This is a genomic window from Pelomonas lactea (assembly GCF_043555885.1).
In the GTDB taxonomy this organism is placed as follows: domain Bacteria; phylum Pseudomonadota; class Gammaproteobacteria; order Burkholderiales; family Burkholderiaceae_C; genus Pelomonas; species Pelomonas lactea.
The window spans coordinates 35,986-57,125 of the sequence record NZ_JBIGHX010000013.1; the positions used below are offsets into that span (position 1 = coordinate 35,986).

The 21,140-nt window shown below is 69.2% G+C and carries 3 protein-coding genes; all 3 read right to left on the reverse strand.

Translation table 11 applies throughout. The features are described 5' to 3' along the window. Positions 1 to 80 precede the first annotated feature (80 nt). The 3 genes from ACG04Q_RS25260 to rpoC all read right to left on the reverse strand — a co-directional run bounded on the left by ACG04Q_RS25260 (position 81) and on the right by rpoC (position 21,137). On the reverse strand, positions 81 to 14,846 hold the full coding sequence (locus tag ACG04Q_RS25260) for a filamentous hemagglutinin N-terminal domain-containing protein (RefSeq protein WP_394514617.1): 14,766 nt from the start codon (positions 14,844 to 14,846) through the stop codon (positions 81 to 83). Positions 14,847 to 14,929: 83 nt separating this feature from the next. Continuing rightward, complete coding sequence (locus ACG04Q_RS25265) at positions 14,930 to 16,669, reverse strand: ShlB/FhaC/HecB family hemolysin secretion/activation protein (protein WP_394514619.1); 1,740 nt, start codon at positions 16,667 to 16,669, stop codon at positions 14,930 to 14,932. A gap of 253 nt (positions 16,670 to 16,922) precedes the next feature. Continuing rightward, positions 16,923 to 21,137, reverse strand: coding sequence for a DNA-directed RNA polymerase subunit beta' (rpoC, locus tag ACG04Q_RS25270; protein ID WP_394514621.1), 4,215 nt, complete (start codon positions 21,135 to 21,137; stop codon positions 16,923 to 16,925). Positions 21,138 to 21,140 lie beyond the last annotated feature (3 nt).

Here is a 21,140-nt window from a genome sequence, read left to right on the forward strand (position 1 = left end):
CGCGCTGTCCCAAGCTCTCGTTCACGTCACTGCCTTTTCTCGCTGCGAGCGCCGATCTTGCCAGACGCCCAGGTCATGCCTCAGGGCTTGCCGTCGCCACCGGCGTCACCGGCAGCGCAGCCCAGCTGCGCCCCCACGGGCGCGCAGGAGCGCGGCGGCTGCGTACCGGCGCTGCCCTCCGTCGCGGGACGGCCGGGGCCGACCTCGGTGATGACACCGCCGCGCAGCCGCGAGGCGACGTTCTCCGTGCGCACCGCCTCCTCGAAGCGGTCGCGGCGCGCGGCCTCCGACACCGACGCGATGGACGACAGCGCGCCGTCCGCCTGCGGCGAGCTGGGCGCATAGCCGTTGTACTTGACGAGGATGGCCGACTCCTTGCCCGCACCGTCGTAGAAGAACAGGTAGCCCGCGGAGCCTGTTTCCGGCCCGGTGAGCAGGATGACGGCCTTGTTGCGGATCAGCGCCGCGGTCCCGGTCGGGTCGCCGCCCACCTTGGGCAGCACGGTGATGTAGCCGGAGTTGATGCCCGCCGTCGTACCGGCGGCGTCGCCGCGGCCGATGTCGACGGCCACCTGGCCGAACGGCGCGCCGCCGCCATCGAAGGCCGTCGGGCCGATGCTGATGGCCAGCGCCGGCAACTGGATGTTGGTGCCCAGCGTGTTGCTGTAACTCAGGCGCGACTTGATGACGGCCGGGTCGGTCGTGCCCAGCGCATCGGCGTTGAAGAAGGCCATGTCGGCCTCCACGCCGGCGCCGGCCACGTTGACCTGCTTGCCCGTCACGCGCAGCAGCGACCGCGCCGGCGCGTCGCTGGCCGACGCGGCCGGCACCGACGCCAGCTTGGCCGACAACCCGCCCACGAACTGGTTGCCGGCCTGCATCAGGCTGGCGGAGCCGCCGGCATCGGCGACGAGATTCAACCGCCCCTGCGCCGCCACTGCCAGCGAGCCCGAGGTCTGCACGATGACGTCGGCCAGCACGCGGATCTGCTTGCCCAGCGCGTCCTTCAGCACCACCTCCTTGGCGATGCCGATGGACTGCTGGTAGGTCGACAGCAGGCCGTCATCAACAGCGGCGGGCTTGTTCACGGCCAGCGTGAGCGCACCCTGGTTGACCTTGATGTCGCCGCCCAGCGAGAACACCGGCACGCTGACTTTGCCGTCGGTCAGCGTGGGGCTGGCCACCGTGATGCTGCCGCCGTTGACCTGCACCAGCGGAGCGCTGGTGTTCAGGCCCTCGAACACGGCGGTGCCCGCGCTGTTGCCCAACGTGACCTTGCCGGCCCGCGTGACGCCGTCGACGGCGCCGACAGCGGTGATGTCGAACGCCCCGGCGTTCGTGAACGTCACGGCGCCGTCGGCCGCGGCATCGCCGCGGGCCACCGCAACCTGCTTGACCTGGTTCGCGGCATCGCCCAGCGTGAAGCTGCCCGATCCCTTCAGCACCAGGCCCGCGGCGGCAATCGCCTCGCCCGCGGCCTGTGTCACGGCACCGGCTGTCTGCTCCAGCGTGATGGCCTTGCCGGCCGCCGGCGCCGCCACGCCGCTCGCGGCAGCGAACAGCGTGCCATCCGCGGCCACCGCGCCGACTTGATAGCTCGCCCCGTTCTTGAACAGCACGTCACCGGTCGCCGCATGAGCGGCCAGGCTGCCGGACACCGCATTGGCCTGGCCCAGGCTGATGCCGTTCTGCGCACGCACACCCAGCGCGCCACTGGTGGTGATGCTGCCACCGGACTGAGTGACACCGCCTGCGGCCGACGCCAGCCTCAGCGTGGCCGCGCCGACGTCGATCGACTGCGCCAGCGTCAAGTCACCCGTCAGATTGCGCAAGCTCACGCTGCCGCTGCGCGTGATGCCCACCGAGTTGACCGTGCCCACTGCCAGCGCGTTGGCGTCCACGTACTGGATCGCCCCAGCGCCCGCACCCGCCGCCAGGCGGGCCACGTCGTTGGTCGCCTCGGCCAGCGTGAAGCTGCCAGCTCCCTTGAGCTCCAGCCCGTCGGCCGTGATGGCCTGGCCGGCCGCCTGCGTCACCGCGCCGGCCGATTCCAGCGTCAGCGTCGCCGCGCCCACGTTGACCGCCCGGTTCAGCGCCATGTCCCCCGTGAGGTTCTTCAGGCTGACGTTGGCGCTGCGCGTGATGCCCGCCGTGTTGACCGTGTCCACCGCCAGCGCGTTGGCGTCCACGTACTGGACCGTTCCCGTGCCCGCCGCCACCGCCAGCCGGGCCACGTCGTTGGTCGCCTCGGTCAGCGTGAACGCCGCGTTGCCCTTGAGCTCCAGCCCGCCGCCGGTGATGGCGCGGCCGGCCGCCTGCGTCACCGCGCCCGTCGACTCCAACGTCAACTGGGCGCCGCCCACGTTGACGGCCTGGCTCAGCGTCAGGTCGCCGCTGAGGTTCTTCAGGCTGACGTCACCGCTGCGCGTGATGCCCGCCGTGTTGACGGTGCCCACCGCCAGCGCGTTGGCGTCCACGTACTGGATCGCCCCCGCGCCCGCAGCCGCCGCCAGGCGGGCCACGTCGTTGGTCGCCTCGGCCAGCGTGAAGCTGCCCGCTCCCTTGAGCTCCAGCCCGTCGGCCGTGATGGCCTGGCCGGCCGCCTGCGTCACCGCGCCGGCCGATTCCAGCGTCAGCGTCGCCGCGCCCACGTTGACCGCCCGGTTCAGCGCCATGTCTCCCGTGAGGTTCTTCAGGCTGACGTTGGCGCCGCGCGTGATGCCCGCCGTGTTGACCGTGTCCACCGCCAGCGCGTTGGCGTCCACGTACTGGACCGTTCCCGTGCCCGCCGCCACCGCCAGCCGGGCCACGTCGTTGGTCGCTTCGGTCAGCGTGAACGCCGCGTTGCCCTTGAGCTCCAGCCCGCCGCCCGTGATGGCGCGGCCGGCCGCCTGCGTCACCGCCCCGGTGGCGGTTTCCAGCGTGATGTTCTTCGCAGCGCCCGTGGCCGAGATGCCATTCACGGCAGACAGCAAGGCGGCGTCGGCAGCCACCGTGTCGACCTGATAGCCGTTGACCGCCTTGAACTGCACATGCCCACCGCTGGAATCCGCGGCCAAGCTCGTCACCGCGTTGCCCAGGTTCAGTGCGATGTCACCACCGGCCCTGACCCCCAGGGCCGCAGCCTCGACGGTGCCGGCACCGTTTTGCGACACGGTGCCGGCCGAGGCCTGCAGCCGCAGCGCGTTGGCGCCCACGCTCACCGCCTGGCCCAGCGACAGGTCGCCGGCGATGGTGCGCAGCGAGACATCGCCGGTGCGCGTGATGCCCGTCGTGTTGACGGTGTCCACGCTCAGGCCCCCGGCCGCGTCGACGAAGCGGATCGCGCCGTCGCCGGCACCGCCCGACGCAGCGGCGATCCTGCCCACGTTGTTGGCGGCGTCCAGCAGCTCGAAGCCACCGGCCCCCTTGAGCTCCAGCCCCCCGCTGGCCGACGTGCTCAAGGCCTTGCCGCTGGCCTGGCTCACGGTGCCGGCGGTGGTCTCCAGCGTGATGACCTTGCCGGCACCGAGCGCCGCGATGCCATCCACCTGGCTGAACAGCGCCCCGTCGGCCGCCACGGTGTTGATGACGTAGCTGCGCGTGTTCTTGAACAGCACGTCCTGGCTCGTCGACTGAGCACCGACATCGCCCGCCACCGCATTGGCCTGCCCCAGGCTGATGGCGTTGGCGGCGTTCACGCCCAGCGTGCCGGCCGTGATGCTGCCGCCGCTCTGGGTGACCGCGCCCGCCACCGACTGCAGCCGCAGCGTGTTGGCGCCCACGTTGGCCGCCTGCGCCAGCACGAGGTCGCCCGTGACCGTGCGCAGCAGCACATCCGCCGCGCGCGTGATGCCCACCGTGTTCACCGTGCCCACCGTCAGCGCGGTGGCATCCACATACTTGACCGCGCCGGCGCCGGTGGCGACGGCCAGGGTCGTCACGTCGTTGCCGGCATTGGTCAGGGTGTATGCGGCAGCCCCCTTGAGTTCCAGACCCGAGGCGGTGATGTTGTGGCCCGCCGTCTGAGTGACGGTGCCTGCAACCGTGTCCAGCGTGACGAGCTTGCCAGCGGCCGCCGCCGAAACGCCGTCCACGGCACTGAACAGCGCACCATCGCCGCCCACCGCGCCGATGGCATGGCCGATGCCGTTGCGGAAGCGGATGTCCTGCGTGCCGGACCTGGCGGCGAAGGTGGTCGCCACCGCATTGGTCGCGCCCAGGGTGATGGCATTGGCCGCATTCACGCCCAGCGCGCCGGCCGTGATATTGGCGCCGCTTTGCGTGACCGCGCCCGCTGCGGATTGCAGCCGCAGCGCGCTGGCGCCCACGTTGACGCCGGCATTCAATGTCAGGTCGCCGGTCTCGTTGCGCAGCGTCACGTCACCGCTGCGGGTGATGCCGCCGATGCCCGTTCCGCCGGCGGCGCCCACCGACAGGGCGTTGGCGTCCACATAACGGATGACACCATCGCTCGCGCCGCCGCTGGCGGCGGCCAGCACCGCCACATCGTTGCCGGCATTGGTCAGCGCGTAGGCCGCTGCCCCCTTGAGCACCAGCGCGTTGGTCCGCAGGTCGGCCCCTGCCGACTGCGTCACCGCCCCGGCAGCCGTGTCGAGCTGGATGATTTGCAGGCCCGCCGTGCCGGTGGTCGACACCCCGTTCACCGCACTCGTGAACACCGCATCAGCGCTCACCGAGCCGACGTTGTAGCCGTTGACGGCCTTGAACGACACGTAGTCGTCGGAGGTGGCCGCCAGCGTGGTGACCGAATTGGCCAGATCCAGGTTGACGGAGCCGCCACTGGCGTTGGCGCCCAGGGCGCCCGCGCTGATGCTGCCCGTGCCGGTCTGGTACACCGCGCCGCCCCCTGCCTGCAGGCGCAGCGTGCTGGCCCCGACGCTGACAGGGCGGTCCACGTCCAGGAAGCCCGCAACCGACCGCAGCGACACGTCGCCGGTGCGGGTGATGCCGCTGGTCGCATTGATGGCGTTGACCACCATGCTGTTGGCGGTGACGTAGCGGATCGCACCGTCGCTGGCGCCGCCGCTGGCCGCGACAAAGCTGCCGGCGTCGTTGCCCGGGTTGGTCAGCGTGTAGGCCGCCGAACCCTTGAGCTCCAGCCCGGTGCCGCGGAGGTTCTTGCCGGCCGCCTGCGTGACCGTACCGGCGGCCGTGTCCAGCGTGATGGCGCCGGGCACGCTGGCGCCGGCCGTGATGCCGTCCACCGCGGTGAACAGGCTGCCGTCGGCGGCCACGCCGTTGACCTGGTAGCCGTTGGCGTTCTTGAAGACGATGTTGCCGTCGACGGCGGACGCGGCGGCGAAATCACCCGACACCGCGTTGTTCTGGCCCAGGCCGATGCTGTTGGCCGCGTTCGCGGTCGACGTGGTGACCTTGGTGCGGGCGTTCACGCCCAGCGTGCCGGCGGTGAGGAGGCCGGCGGTCTGGTAGACGCCACCGCTCTGCGACTGAAGGCGCAAGCTGTTGGTGCCGACATCCACCGACGCGGCCAGCTTCAGGTCGCTGGCCTGGTTGTTCAGCGTGACGTTGCCGGTGCGCGTGATGCCCACGCTGTTGACGGTGTCCACCGCCAGCGCATTGGCGTCCACGTAGCGCAGCCAACCGTCGCCAGCGCCGCCCGAGGCGGCGGCGAGCGTGGCCACGTTGTTGCCCGCATTCGTCAGCGTGTAGGCCGCGCTGCCCTTGAGCTCGAGCCCGGCCGCGGTGATGTTCTTGCCGGCCGACTGCGTCACCGTGCCGGCGCCGGTGTCCAGCGTGACATTGCTGGCGCCGCCGTTGGCGGACACACCGTCCACCGCGCTCAGGAAGTTGCCGTCCGCCGCCACCGAGCCGATGTTGTAGCCGTCGACCGCCTTGAAGCTCACCTGTCCGGGCGCGGTGGCCGCCAGCGTCGTCACCGCATTGCCCAGGTTCAGCGCGATGCTGCCCGCGGCATTGACGCCCAGCACGGCGGCGCTGATGGTGCCCGCGCCGCTTTGCGAGATGTCGCCCGCAAGGCCCGGATCCGAGGTCTGCAGGCGCAGCGTGTTGGCGCCCACGTTGACGGCCTGGGTCATCGTGAGGCCGCCGGCCAGGCTGCGCAGCGAGACGTCGCCGGTGCGGGTGATGCCGACGGTGTTGACCGTGTCCACCACCAGACCGTTCGAAGCCACGTAGTGGATCGCGCCGTCGCTGGGGCCGGCCGAGGCGGCAGCGATCCTGCCCACGCCGTTGGTGGCTTCCAGCAAAGCATAGCTGCCCGCGCCCTTGAGCTCCAGGCCGCCGCTGGCCGAGGTGGTCAGCGCCTTGCCGCTGCTCTGGGTCACCGTGCCGGCGGTGGTGTCCAGCGTGATGTTCTTGCCGGCGGCGGTGGCCGAGACACCATCCACCGTGGACAGGAAGGCACTGTCGGCGGACGCCGAGCCGATGTCGTAGCCGTTGACGGCCTTGAACTGCACGTTGCCAAGCGCGGAGGTGGCCGCCAGCGCCGTGACCGAATTGCCCAGATTCAAGGCGACGTCACCGGTGGCGTTGACGCCCAGGTTCGCCGCGGTGATGGCGCCCGCGCCGCTCTGCGTCACGCCCGCCTGCGTCGCACCGAGCCCGGCTTGCAGCCGCAGCGTGGCGCTGCCGACGTTGGCGGCCTGCGTGAGCGACAGGTCGCCGTTGAAGCTGCGCAGCGAGACGTCGCCGGTGCGCGTGATGCCCACGGTGTTGACCGTGTCCACGGCCACCGCGTTGCGGTCCACGTACCGGACCGCGCCATCACCGGCGCCGCCCGAAGCCACCGCGATCCGCGCCACGTCGTTGCCGGCGCCGGTGCCGACGTCCAGGTTCGTCAGCGTGTAGGCCGCGCTGCCCTTGAGCTCCAGCCCGGTGGCCGTGATGTTCTTGTCGGCCGCCTGGGTGACGGTGCCGGCGCTGGTGTCCAGCGTGACGTTCCTGGCCGTGCCGGTGGCCGAAACTCCGTCCACCCGCGTGAACAGCGCGCCGTCGGCGGCCACGGTGTTGATCGTGTAGCCCCCGGCATTCCTGAACAGCACATCCTGCGTCGTCGACTGGGCGGCGAAGTTGCTCGCCACCGCGTTGGACTGGCCCAGCGTGATCGCGTTGACGGCGTTCACGCCCAGGGTGCCGGCCGTGATGCTGCCGCCGCTCTGCGTGACGGCCCCCGCGTCAGACTGCAGCCGCAACGTGCTGCCGCCCACGTTGGCCGATTGCGCCAGCGTCAGGTCACCCGTGACCGTGCGCAGCAGCACATCGCCCGAGCGGGTGAGGCCCACGCTGTTCACCGTGCCCACCGACAGCGCGTTGGCGTCCACATACCTGACGGCGCCGGCGCCGGTGGCGGCGGCGAGGGTCGTCACGTCGTTGCCGGCGTTGGTCAGCGTGTAGGCGCCGGCGCCCTTGAGCTCCAGCCCGGTGGCCGTGAGGTTCTTGCCCGCCGACTGCGTCACGGTGCCGGCGCTGGTGTCCAGCGTGACGGACTTGCCGGCGGCCACGGCCGAGACGCCGTCGACCGTGCTTAGGAAGGCAGCGTCGGCGCTCAGCGAGCCGACGTCATAGCCATTGAGTTCCCTGAACTGCACGTTCCCACCGCCGGACGTCGCCGCAAACGTGGTCACCGCGTTGCCCAGGTTCAGCGTGACGTCACCCGACGCGTTGGCGCCCAGCGCACCGGCGCTAACGGTGCCCAGGCCGCTCTGCGACACGTTGCCCGACGAGGCCTGCAACCGCAGGCTGGCAGCGCCCAGGCTGGCGGCCTGCGTGAGGGACAGGTCGCCGGTGACCGTGCGCAGCGAGACATCACCCGATCGGGTCACGCCCACCGAATTGACCGTGGACACGGCCAGGGCGTTGGCGTCGATGTAGCGGATCGCGCCATCGCTGCCACCGCCGCTGGCGGCCGCGAAGCTGGCCACGTCATTGCCCGCATTGGTCAGCGTGTAGGCCGCGGCCCCCTTGAGCTCCAGTCCGGCCGCCGTGAGGTTCTTGCCGGCCGACTGCGTGACGGTGCCGCTGGTCGTCTCCAGCGTGATGTTCTTGCCAGCGCCGCCGGCGGTGACGCCGTCCACGGTCGCGGTGAAACCACCCTGCGAGGACACGCTGCCGATGGCATAACCGCCGGCGTTCCTGAAGACCACGTGGCCATTGCCCGACACGGCGGCCAGGTTGCCCGACACCGCGTTGGCCTGGTTGAGGCTGATCTGGCCACCGGCGTTCAAGCCGAGGTTCACCGCGGTGATGATGCCGGTTTCCGTGATGTTGCCGCCGGCCTGCAACCGCACGGTGCTGCCGGTGATGCCGCCCACACCGGTCACGCTCAGCGCGCCGGCCGTGACGTCAGCGACGGCGCTCACGTTCAGATCGCCACTGGTCGTGAAGGTCAGGTCACTGCCCGGGCTCTCCAGCGCGATGTTCAGCGTGCTGCCCGTGGACACGCGGCTCAGCGAATTGGTGCCTCGCACGGCCAGGGCGCCGGTGGTGATGACGCCCGTCGCGCCCAACTGCGTGGCCGCGCCATCGAACAGCACACGCCCTGCGGTGAGGTTGACCGTGTCGGCGATCTGGATCGTCGTCGACTGCAGACCGATCCCGGTGCCATTGACGCTGGAGCCGGTGGAGATGGGCTGGTTGACGTTCAGCTGCGTCGGCGCGACCACCACCGCATTGCCATTGGCCGTGGTGATGCCAGACACGCTGGCGAAGTGGCCGGCGGACGTGGGGTCGTCACCCACGATGCCCACCGTAGTGGCGCTGGCCGTGGTGTTGTTGAAGCCCACATCGCCGCTGGCGCTGGCGGCGGCGAAGGTGCCCGTCCCGCCCGCGTTCTGCACCACATTGCTGGTGCCCAGTGCGATGCCGGTGCCGGCCCGCACACCCACCGCTGCGGCAGTGATCGTTCCCGTGGTTTCGCTCACCGCACCGACGGCGTTCAGCCGCACCGTGCCGGTGGTGCCGGCCGCGAGGTCGCTGGCCAGCGTCAGGTTGCCGGCGGTCGTCTTCAGCGTGATGTCGTTGCTCGTCGCCGCCGCCTTCACCGCCGTGACGCCGGTGGCGCCCGTGAAGCTGCCGGCCGCCGTCACCGCGCCGACCGACAGCGCGCTGTTGTTGACCAGCTTGAAGTCGCCATCCGAGGCCGTGCCGGCCACCGTGCCGACGGCGTTGCCGCTGTTCAGCAGTGTCACTTCCTTGCCGGCGTTGGCACCCAGCGCGGCCGCGGTGATGGTGGCGCTGCCGCTTTCCTGGATCGCGCCACTGGCCGTCAGGCGCACGGTGCCGGTCGCCCCCGCACTCAGGTTCTGCGCCAGCACCAGGTCCCTGGTGGCGCCGCTGGTCTGCAGCGTGAGATTGCCGCCGGCGGTGGTGGCCCCGGTGGTGGACGCGAAGAGGCTGCCATCCGCCGCCACGGTGCCCACGGTTGTCTTGTCGGTGTTCCTCACGTCGACCGCGCCACCCGACGCGTTGAGCGCCAGCACGCCACCGGCCGCCGTGCCGTCGCTCACCACATTGGCATTGGTCAGGCTGACGCTGGCGCCGCGAGCGCCCAGCGTGCCGGTGGTGACCTTGGCGCTGACGCCCGACACCCCGATGTTGCCGGCGGCGTTCAGGCGCACGGTGCCGCTGGTGGTGGTGCTCAGGTCCTGCGCCAGCGTCAGCGCGCCGGTGACCTGGGCCGTGATGTCCTTCGCCGCCGTGGCGGTGGCGATGCCGGTAGTGCCACCGAACAGCGCGCTGTTGGCGTCGGCACCGACACTGCCGACGGTGGTGGTGGCGGTGGTGTTTGCGAACTTGAAGTCGGAGCCCGCCGTGCCGGACCAGTTGCTGGCCGCATTGGCCTCGGTCAGCGTGACGTTGCCGCCGCCGACCACGCCCAGGCTGCCCGCCGTGACGATGGCACCGGCCGCCTCGCTGATGTCCCCCGTCGCGTTGAGCCGCACCGTCCCCGAGCTGCCGTGGGCGGTGATGCCCTTGCTCAGCACCAACGCGTGCGTGACACCCCCGACAAACACCGTCACCGCCTTGCTGGCGCTGCTGGCGGTGATGCCATCGGTGGCAGCGAACAGGCTGCCGTCAGCGCCGACGCTGCCCACCGTGGTGTTGGCCGTGTTCTGGAACTTGAAGTCGCCGCTGGTGCTGCTGCCGGCCACCGTGCCGCCGGTCGCGGTGCCGTCGGTGATCACGTTCGCCTGGGTCAGCGTCACGTCGCCGCCGCCGTTGGCGCCCAGGGCCAGACCGGTGATGGTGCCGCTGGCACCCTGGCCGATGGTGCCGCCTGCGGTCAGCCTCACCGTGCCGGCGGTGCCCGCGTTCACGGCGTTGTTCAACGTCAGGTTGTCGGTGACGGTCTTCAAGCTCACATCGCCCGTGCGAGCGATGCCCACCGTGTTGACCGTGTCCACCGCCAAGGCATCGGCATCCACGTACTGGAGTGCCCCCGCGCCCGTGGCTGCCGCGATCTTGGCCACGTTGTTCTCGGGATTGGCCAGCGCGAAGCTGCCATTGCCCTTCAACTCCAGCCCGGCCGCCGTGATGGCCTTGCCCGACGTGCCCACCTGCGTCACCGCGCCGGTAGCTTCCAGCGTCAGGTTGGCCCCGGCGGCGTCCAGCTTTTCGTTCAGGCCCAGCGTGCCGGTGGTCTTGATCGACACGTTGCCGGTGCTGCCGGTGCGCGTGATGCCGGTGGTGCCGTTGACCGATCCGACAACCAGGTTGCCGTTGTTGACCAGGTTGATCGTGCCGGCGCCACTGCTGGCGGCCAGCGTGCCCACGGTGTTGGCCTGGGTCAGAGTGAAGTTGCCGGGCCCGCCAAGCGCGAGCCCGCCGGTGCCCGAGGTGGTGATGGCAGCCGCCTGGGTGACGGCGCCGGCGCTGACGAGCGACAGGCTCTTGTTGGCGGCCATCGTGACCGCGCCGGTCAGCGTGATGTTGGCCGCGGCATCGCCGTTCAGCAACGTCAGATGATCCTGCGGCGCCAGGGCGGCGCCGACCACGATGGTGCCGCTGCCGTCGAAGCGGCCCACGGTGATGCTGGAGAAGCCGGCAGTGAAGTTGTCGGTGAAGTAGCTGGCCGGCAGCTGCAGCGTGCCGGCTCCACCAGCCAGGCCGATCGTGGCGGCTGCGGCTCGCGGCGCCAGGGTCAGAGAGCCGCTGCTGGTCAGCGCGACGGAAGAGTCAGCGATGTTGAGGCTGTTCGCATTCAGCCGGATGGCACCACTGGTGCTCTGCACGCTGGCACCCGGCGCCAGGCTGACGTCGTCGACGCCGCTGCCCGTGCTGCCGGTGCCGGTGACCGTGATGGAGCCCGAAGCGCTGCTGACGGTGCCGCCGCTCACGCTGACGCCGTCGTTGTTGTTGCTCGCGCCGCCCGAACCACCGCCGTTGCCGACGACGGTCACCGTGCCGGTGCCGTTGGCTCCGATGCGGGCGATGGCGCCCCCCGAGGACAGCCAGACCCCATGGTTGTTGCTGCCGGTGGCCGCGCCGCCAGTGCCGGTGATCGCCACCGTGCCGCTGCCGGTGACGGACGAGGCCGTGCCGGCGGAGGACTCCACCGCCACGCCGAAGTTGTTGTCGGTGGTGCTGCTGGACGAACCCATGCCGGTCACCGTGACATTGCCCCCGGCCACGCTGGATTCGAGGATCCGCACGCCGACACCGGACGTTGCCCCGCTGGCCTCGCTCTTGCCCGTCATGGCCAAGGCGCCGGTGCCGGCGTCGATCGTGGCCTGGGTGAGCAGGATGCCGTGCGGCGAGCCGACCGCCTCGTTGCCCGCGCCCGAGGCGCCGGGGGTGGGCACACCGCTGCCGCCGGCCAGCGTGATGGAGCCGTTGTTGCTGACGATGCTCGCGCCGCTGGCCAGCGTGATGCCGCCGCCGGTGGCGCCGCCCGAGTTCGACCACAGCAGCGTGTTCAGCTTGGTGCCGCCCGCGCCAACGATGTCGGACGCGCTCGTCGACAGGCTGATGGCACCGGTGGAGACGAGGCTCAGCGTGCGGTCGGCGCCGCTGTTGGGCTTGTTGATGCCCCGCACCACGGTGATGTTGCCGCCCGCACTCAGCGACACGTCGCCACTGCGGGTGATGCCGTCGGTGTTGACCACATCCACCGCCAGCGCGCCGGAGTTGGCGAAGCTGATGGCGCCGTCGTTCAGGCCGCCGCCGGTATCGGCGGCGATCTTGGTCACCGTGTTGGCTTCGGTCAGCGTGAAGCTGCCGGCGCCCTTCAGTTCGAGCCCGGCTGCGGTGATGGTCTTGCCGGCGTCCTGCGTCACGGCGCCGGCACTGTTCAGCGTCAGGTTGTTGGCGCCGACATTGACGCTGCCGCTGAGCGTGATGGCGCTGCCGTTGAGCAGGGCCAGGTGATCCACGCCGGTCAGGTTGGCGCCCACCCTCACGGTCCCGGTGCCATCGCTGCGCCCCACCGTGATGCTGGAGAAGCCGTCGAAGAACTGCGTGGCGCCGGTGAAGTAGCCGACTGGCAGCAGCAGGTTGCTCGACGAGGCCCCGCCAATGCCGATGTCCCGGCTGGCGGTGAAGGGCTCGACCGTCAGCGTGCCGGTCGACTTGATCGTGGTGTTCGCGAGGTCGACCGAGTCGGCGCGCAGCAGGATCGGGCTGGCGTAGATCGTGGCGCCGTTGTAGCCCATCGTGAGCGCCGTGGCGCCTGAGGCGATGCCTTCATCGCCCGAGGTGTTCGCACCATTGCCGATCAGGCTGATGGCGCCGGCTCCCGTGGAATAGATGGCGGTCGTGCCGCTGCCAGCACGGATACCCGCCAGCTTGGCCGTGCCGCCACTCAGCGCCCCCTTGGCACCGGTCAGTGTGATCGTCCCGTTGGCGGACGAAATCGTGGAGCCCGCCAGGATGATCCCGTGTGCATCCGACGTGGCATTGCCGGACGTGGTGCCGCCGGTGCCCGTCAGGTTGATAGCGCCATTCGCCGACGTGATCGTGGTGCCAGCCAGCTGGATGCCGTCAGCATGCGAGTTGTTGCCGGATGTGTTGCCGCCCGTGCCAATCAGCGTGATCGTGCCGGAACCGCTGGTAGTGATGCCCGAGCTGCCGGTCGTGACGATGCCGATGGGCGACTCACCCGAGTTCGCCGCACCCTGCCAGCCCTTGCCGATGATGGAAATATTGCCGCCACCGGCATTCAGTGTGGCGTTGTTGAGCGTGACGCCGGCCGCCGCCGCACCGTTGTCGGCCGAGCCGCCGGCGGCACCGACCAGCGGGTTTACGCCGCCACCCAGGGTGATAGCACCGCCGTTGCTCGTGATCGTGGTGCCGCTACCCAGTTCGATGCGGCCAGTGTTGTTCGCATTCGTGTCGGCATGGACCACGACTCCCAGCTGGCCGGTGGTCGACTGGATCGTGACGTTCGTGCCGAAGATGATGCTGCCCGATGCACTCAAGGTCAGGGTGGCATCGCCACCCGCGGATTTCGTGATGTTGACGTTGTTCGAGACCGTCATGTCGCCGGTGACGTCGTTCACGACACTCGTACCGGAGTTGAGCGTGCTCTGATAGCCACTCGCCACACCCGCACTGACCGTGGTGTCTGCAGGGTCGATCAGCCACAAGCCGCCCTTGCCCGACGGTGCCGCTGCCGTCACACGGATGCCTTCCGTGTTTACCGTGTGGCCGGATGTCTCAATCGCACCGCCGTTGCCTGCAGAAGGCCCCGCCTTGGCCTGCAGGGTGCCGAAGGCATTGGTCACGGCGTTGACGTTGTGGATGTCGCTCCACACCACCACCTTGCCGCCATTGCCCGCCTGCGTGGCCGAGGCATCAATGCTGGTACCCGACTCCATCGTCGCCTGAGCCGCCTGCCGCACCCCGTTCGAACCCTGCCAGTCGCCGCCCACCAGCACCGTGCCGCCACCCGCCGCACCACGCGCGTCCACGGCGGCCGTGCCCAGCAGGCCGACGCGCTCGCCGAGGATGCTGACGCGGCCTCCGCGCTCCCCGGGGTTCAGGCCGCTGACGTCGATGTTGCCGCGCACCAGGGTGTCGCCGGACGCGCCACCATCGACGAATACCTGACCGACCACGGCACCGACGGACTTGGCCTGCACGATGCCGTCCACGTTCAGCACCGTGTCCGCGATACCCGCCCGCGCCGCGGCGCGCAGGTCCACCACGCCGCCGTCGGCCTGCAGCCGGCCCAGCACCTTCAGCCGGGCCTGCAGCCCTTCGTCGTTGCGCGGGTTGAAAAACACCAGGCCGTCGCCGTCCACGTCGATCTGCACCTGGTTGGCGGCCGCGGCCGCGATGCGCTTGGCGTCGATGACGCCGTTCAGGCTGATCTGCGGCCCGGCAAAGGCGACCGTGCCGGAGGAGCGGATCTGGCCGTCCACGACGATCTCGCCCGGCTGGGTGTCACCGCCGTTCAGCGCGTAGCGGCCCGGGTTGAACGGATCGGCCGTGATGGACATCGTCGTGGCCAGCAGCCCGCCCACGTCGACCTGCGCATCCCGGCCGAACACGATGCCGCGCGGGTTGGTCAGGAACACGCGGCCGTTGGCATCCAGGCGGCCGAAGATCTGGCTGGGGTCGGAGCCGGTCACGCGGTTGACCAGCACCGAGCTGCTGGACGGCTGCAGCACGCGCAGGCTCTCGTTGGTGCCGATGGAGAAGCTGTTCCAGTCGATGCTGGCGCGGTCCGTGCCCTGGCGGATCTCCATCTTGTTGCCGGCCGGCTGCGTGATCTGGGCCGTGCCCTGCGTGACCTTGGCGCCCTCGGGCAGCGCCACGGCCACCTGGCTGCCGCCGGTGGCCAGCAGGCAGGCCAGGCAGACGGGCGTCACCGTCAGGTAGCGGCGCGTGAGCGGCTGGGAGGAGGTGTTGCGGCTGGCTTGCATGGCTGTCCCTTGGATCTCGCTGCGGCCCCCGACGCACGGGAGCCTGGAAGGCACTCTGGTGGCGGGCGCGCGGCCCGCGGGGCTCAGAAGAACGCGCTGAACTGCAGGTAGGCGCGCGGGTTGGGCTTCTTGGTGTCGCTCTTGGGCTCGCCGATGGTGGGCGACGCCAGGCTGGCGCGCAGCGCATAGGCGCCCGGGCGAGACCAGGCGATCGACACGCCGTAGCCGGCGTAGCGGGCCCGGTTGTCGAGCCCGGCCAGCGTGGTGTCCTGGTCGCGGTCGTGCCGGTAGTAGATGGTGCCGTGGTCGTAGAACAGCGCGACGACGGTCTCGCGTCCCCAGCGGCCGAACACCGACGCGGGCAGCGGCGCACGCAGTTCGGCGGTGACGATGAAGCCGGCGTCGCCGGTGCCCTCACCGTTGGCGAACGCACGCACGCCGTCGGGGCCGCCAAGGCGGAACTGCTCGGTGGTGTCGAGGTTCTTGAAGGCGTACTGGCCGCGCAAGCTCACGTAGCCCAGCAGGTCGCCGGTCAGCACGTTCTGGATGCGCGCGAACGAGCCGCTGACCTTGGTGTAGTTGGGGGCGTCCAGCAGGCCCGACGGCCGGCCGCCGTCGTAGCTGACCGAGCCGCCCGAGACGCCCACGTCGTAGCTGTTGACGCCGCCGCCCATCAGGTTGTCGCGCACGTCGCCGTTGAAGGCCAGGCCCAGGCTGCGGACCGTCTTCTTGGTCTTGGACTGCGAGGCGTCCTCGCGGTCGTCGTAGCGCTTCTCGTCGAAGGCCAGCAGACCGTAGAGGTTGAGGTTGCGGGAGCGGATGACCGGGTAGAGGCCGAACAGGTTGGCGTTGAGCGCCGTGCCGTGCCGGCCGATGGGGAAGGCCTCGCGGTCCAGCTCGTAGCGCACGGCGGACACCGCGCCGCCCAGCCGCAGGCCGCTGACGCCCACCGGCAGGTTGTAGCCCGCCAGGAAGAAGCGCATGCCGCTGTTGTAGGAGGTCAGCGCGCTCAGCGACAGGCTGTCGCCCTTGCCCAGCGGGTTGCCGATCAGCATCTGCGCGCCCAGCCGCTCCTGGCCGATGAACCGGGAGCCGTTGATGTCGGCATCGACGCGGTACTGGAAGCGCTGCTCGGGCTGCACGCGCACGATGACGTTGGCCGTGCCGGGCTGGCCGCCGGGCTCGATCTCGAAGCGGGCGTTGACGCCGCGCAGGTCGTTGACCAGGAACACCACGCGCTCGACCTCGGACACGGTCAGGATGGCGCCGGGCTTCAGCTGCGCGAGGTAGCCCTCGACGATGCCGCGGTCGATGGCGAGGTTGTCACCCCAGACCAGCTTGACCCGGTCCAGACGGCCTTCCAGGATGGCGATGTCGACGACGCCGCCGGCGGCCTTCTGCGCCGGGATGTAGGCGTAGCCGAGGTAGTAGCCCAGCTCGCTTTGCAGGTAGCGCGCCACGGCGTCCTTGGCGTTGACGAGGTCTTCCCAGGTCTTGCCCTTGCCGACATAGGGCGCCGTGATGGCGGCGAGCGCCTGGCGCAGCTTCTCAGGCGCCGTGTCGGGCAGCCGGTAGGCGGTGACGTCCAGGACGATCTCGTCCTCCGGCTTCTGCAGTTCGGGTGCGACGGCCCGCTCGGGCAGCGCGGCATCCTGGGCCTGCGGTGCCGGCTTGGGCGCCAGGTCGGTCGCCCGCGGCACGACGGGCGGTGTCGAAACGGGTGCGCCATCGGCGGCCTGGACCCGCCCCGCGGCCAGCATGCCCGCCGCCGACAACGCGCACACCAGCCCCGCCCCCTGCCACCCGCGCCATGCTTTTTTCATCGCATTTGTCCGTTGTTTGCCGGCCGATACCAGAAACAGAACGCAACGAGCCGGCCTTCAAGGATGTTAGCCAGAAGCTCATGACCGACCGGCAAAAACTGATGGGACGGACCTACACAACCCTGGGGATGACCGTCCCCTTTCTGCGGGACGCCATCGCGTCGACATGCGGCTGGCGCGCGCATGAAAAAGCCGCCCGCGGCCGAGGCCGGGGCGGCTTGAGGGGCGCGGGGGCCCCGTGGCTTATTCGCCCTTATTCGGCGGAATGGCCGGCGTCGACGTCCGCCATCTGCGCGGCAGCCAGTTCCTCGGCTTCCTGCAGGGCGATGGCACGGCGCTCGGCGTCGTCCATGGCTTCCTTGGCACGACGGGCGTCGTGGAAGGCCATGCCGGTACCGGCCGGGATCAGGCGGCCGACGATGACGTTTTCCTTCAGGCCACGCAGCTCGTCGCGCTTGCCCATGATGGCAGCCTCGGTGAGCACGCGGGTCGTTTCCTGGAAGGAAGCGGCCGAGATGAAGGAGTCGGTCGACAGCGAGGCCTTGGTGATACCCAGCAGCACGTCGGCATGGGTGGCAATCATCTTGCCTTCCTTGCGCATGCGGTCGTTGGTGTCCAGCAGCTCGGAGCGCTCGACCTGCTCGTTCAGGATGTAGTGCGTGTCGCCCGGGTTGGTGATGACCACGCGACGCAGCATCTGGCGAACGATCACCTCAATGTGCTTGTCGTTGATCTTCACGCCCTGGAGTCGGTACACGTCCTGGACTTCGTCGACGATGTAGCGCGCCAGCTCCTCGATGCCCAGCAGGCGCAGGATGTCCTGCGGGTCTGCCGCGCCGTCGACGATCAGCTCGCCGCGGTTGACCACCTGGCCTTCGTGCACCAGGATGTTCTTTTCCTTGGGCACGAGTTCCTCGTGGACCTTGCCGTCCGGATCGGTGATCTGCAGGCGGATCTTGCCCTTGGTCTCCTTGCCGAACGACACCGTGCCGGTCTGCTCGGCCAGCACGCCGACGTCCTTGGGCGAGCGGGCTTCGAAGAGCTCGGCCACACGCGGCAGACCGCCGGTAATGTCACGGGTCTTCTGGCCTTCGACCGGGATACGGGCGAGCACTTCACCGGGCAGCAGTTCCTGGCCGTCGCGGACCTGGATCAGCGCGCCGACCTGGAAGCCGATGGTCACCGAGTGGTCGGTGCCCGGGATCTTGACCTCGTGGCCTTGCGCGTCGAGCAGCTTGACCTGCGGGCGGATGATCTTGGCGGCACCACGGCGCTTCGGGTCGATGACGACCAGCGTCGACAGGCCGGTCACTTCGTCCACCTGCTTGGCGACGGTCACGCCTTCCTCGACGTTCTCGAACTTCGCCTGGCCGGCGAATTCCGTGATGATCGGGCGGGTCAGCGGGTCCCAGTTCGCCAGCACCAGACCGGCCTTGATGACCTGGCTGGGCTTGATGTTCAGGATCGCGCCGTAAGGCACCTTGTGGCGCTCGCGCTCGCGGCCGTGCGGGTCGGCAATGATGATCTCGCCGGAGCGGGAAATCACGACCAGTTCGCCCTTGCCGTTGGTCACGTAACGCATCGTGGCGTTGAAGCCGATGATGCCGTCCGACTTGGCTTCCACGCTCGAGGCGACGGCAGCGCGAGATGCCGCACCACCGATGTGGAACGTCCGCATCGTCAGCTGCGTACCCGGTTCGCCGATGGACTGCGCGGCGATGACGCCGACAGCTTCACCGGTGTTGACCAGGCCGCCGCGGCCGAGGTCGCGGCCGTAGCACTTGGCGCACAGGCCGAAGCGCGTGCCGCAGGTCAGCGGCGTACGGACCTTGATCTCGTCGACGCCGGCCTGCTCCAGCACGTCGAGGGTGTCCTCGTCGAGCATGTTGCCGGCCGTCAGCAGCGTGGCCTGCGTCTCGGGGTGGACGACGTCGATCGCGGCGACGCGGCCGAGGACGCGGTCGCGCAGCGATTCGATGACCTCACCGCCTTCGACCAGGGCACGCATGTTCATGCCGTTGTCGGTGCCGCAGTCGTCTTCCGTCACGACCAGATCCTGCGTCACGTCGACCAGGCGACGCGTCAGGTAGCCCGAGTTCGCGGTCTTCAGCGCCGTGTCGGCCAGACCCTTACGGGCGCCGTGCGTCGAGATGAAGTACTGCAACACGTTCAGGCCTTCACGGAAGTTCGCCGTGATGGGCGTCTCGATGATGGAGCCGTCCGGCTTGGCCATCAGGCCGCGCATGCCGGCCAGCTGGCGGATCTGGGCTGCGGAACCCCGCGCGCCCGAGTCGGCCATCATGTAGATCGAGTTGAACGACTCCTGATCGACGGTCTTGCCGTGGCGATCAATCGTCTTCTCGACCTTCAGGTGCTCCATCATCTTCTTGCCGATTTCGTCACCGGCCTTGCCCCAGATGTCCACCACCTTGTTGTAGCGCTCGCCAGCGGTCACGAGACCCGAGACGTACTGCTGCTCGATCTCCTTGACCTCGCTCTCGGCGCGCTCGATCAGCGTGTGCTTCTGCGCGGGCACCAGCATGTCGTCGATGGCGATGGAGATGCCGGCGCGCGTGGCCAGCTTGAAGCCGCTTTGCAGCAGCTTGTCGGCCAGGACGACGGTTTCCTTCAGGCCGCACTTGCGGAAGCTCGTGTTGATGAGACGCGAGATTTCCTTCTTCTTCAGCGCCTTGTTGATGTTCGAGAACGGCAGGCCCTTGGGCAGGATCTCGGACAGCAAGGCACGGCCCACGGTGGTGTCCACGAGCTTGGTCTCGGGCTCGAATTCGCCCGTTTCCTTGTTCTTGGTCCACTCCGTCAGGCGAACGCTGATCTTGGCGGTGATTTCCACGGCGCCGTTTTCCAGCGCGCGGATGATCTCGGGGATGTCCGAGAACACCAGACCTTCACCCTTGCCGTTGGTGCGCTCGCGGGTGGCGTAGTACAGACCCAGCACCACGTCTTGCGACGGGACGATGGACGGCTCGCCGGACGCGGGGAACAGCACGTTGTTGGAGGCCAGCATCAGCGTGCGGGCTTCCATCTGCGCTTCGATGGACAGCGGCACGTGGACGGCCATCTGGTCACCGTCGAAGTCGGCGTTGAAGGCCGAGCAGACGAGCGGGTGCAGCTGGATGGCCTTGCCTTCGATCAGCACGGGCTCGAAGGCCTGGATGCCCAGGCGGTGCAGCGTCGGAGCGCGGTTCAGCAGGACCGGGTGCTCCTTGATGACCTCTTCCAGGATGTCCCAGACCACCGGCGTGCCGGATTCGACTTCCTTCTTCGCAGCCTTGATGGTCGTCGCGATGCCCATGGCTTCGAGACGGCTGAAGATGAAGGGCTTGAACAGTTCCAGCGCCATCAGCTTGGGCAGGCCGCACTGGTGCAGCTTGAGCGTCGGGCCCACGGTAATGACGGAACGACCGGAGTAGTCGACGCGCTTGCCCAGCAGGTTCTGACGGAAGCGACCGCTCTTGCCCTTGATCATGTCGGCCAGCGACTTGAGGGCACGCTTGTTCGCGCCGGTCATCGCCTTGCCGCGACGGCCGTTGTCCAGCAGCGAGTCGACGGCTTCCTGCAGCATGCGCTTTTCGTTGCGCACGATGATCTCAGGGGCCTTCAGCTCCAGCAGACGGGCCAGGCGGTTGTTACGGTTGATGACGCGACGGTAGAGGTCGTTCAGGTCGGAGGTCGCAAAGCGGCCGCCGTCCAGCGGCACCAGCGGACGCAGGTCCGGCGGCAGCACCGGCAGCACGTCCATGACCATCCAGTTCGGCTTGATGCCGGACTTCTTGAAGGCCTCCATGACCTTGAGGCGCTTGGAGTTCTTCTTGACCTTGAGCTCCGAGCCGGTCATGTCGTTGCGCAGGCGATCGATCTCGATGTCGAGATCCATGTCCTCCAGCAGCTTCTTGACGCCTTCGGCACCCATCAGCGCGATGAACTCGTCACCGTACTCGACGCGCTTGGCGTCGTAGTCGTCCTCGCTCATGATCGAGAACTTCTTCAGCGGCGTCATGCCCGGGTCGACGACGACGTAGGCTTCGAAGTACAGCACGCGCTCGATGTCGCGCAGCGTCATGTCGAGCACCAGGCCCAGACGCGACGGCAGGCTCTTCAGGAACCAGATGTGCGCGCAGGGCGCGGCCAGGTCGATGTGGCCCATGCGGTCACGGCGAACCTTGGTCTGCGTGACTTCAACGCCGCACTTCTCGCAGATGACGCCGCGGTGCTTGAGGCGCTTGTACTTGCCGCACAGGCACTCGTAGTCCTTGATCGGGCCGAAGATCTTGGCGCAGAACAGGCCGTCACGCTCGGGCTTGAAGGTGCGGTAGTTGATGGTCTCGGGCTTCTTCACCTCGCCGAACGACCAGCTGCGGATCTTCTCCGGAGACGCCAGGCCGATCTTGATGGCATCGAAATGCTCATCCGGGGTGAATTGCTTGAAAAGGTCGAGTAGTCCCTTCATGGT

Coding starts and splice junctions, on each gene's coding strand:
- ACG04Q_RS25260 (WP_394514617.1), bottom strand. CDS start 14,846: ATGCAAGCCAGCCGCAACACCTCCTCCCAGCCGCTCACGCGCCGCTAC.
- ACG04Q_RS25265 (WP_394514619.1), bottom strand. CDS start 16,669: ATGAAAAAAGCATGGCGCGGGTGGCAGGGGGCGGGGCTGGTGTGCGCG.
- rpoC (WP_394514621.1), bottom strand. CDS start 21,137: ATGAAGGGACTACTCGACCTTTTCAAGCAATTCACCCCGGATGAGCAT.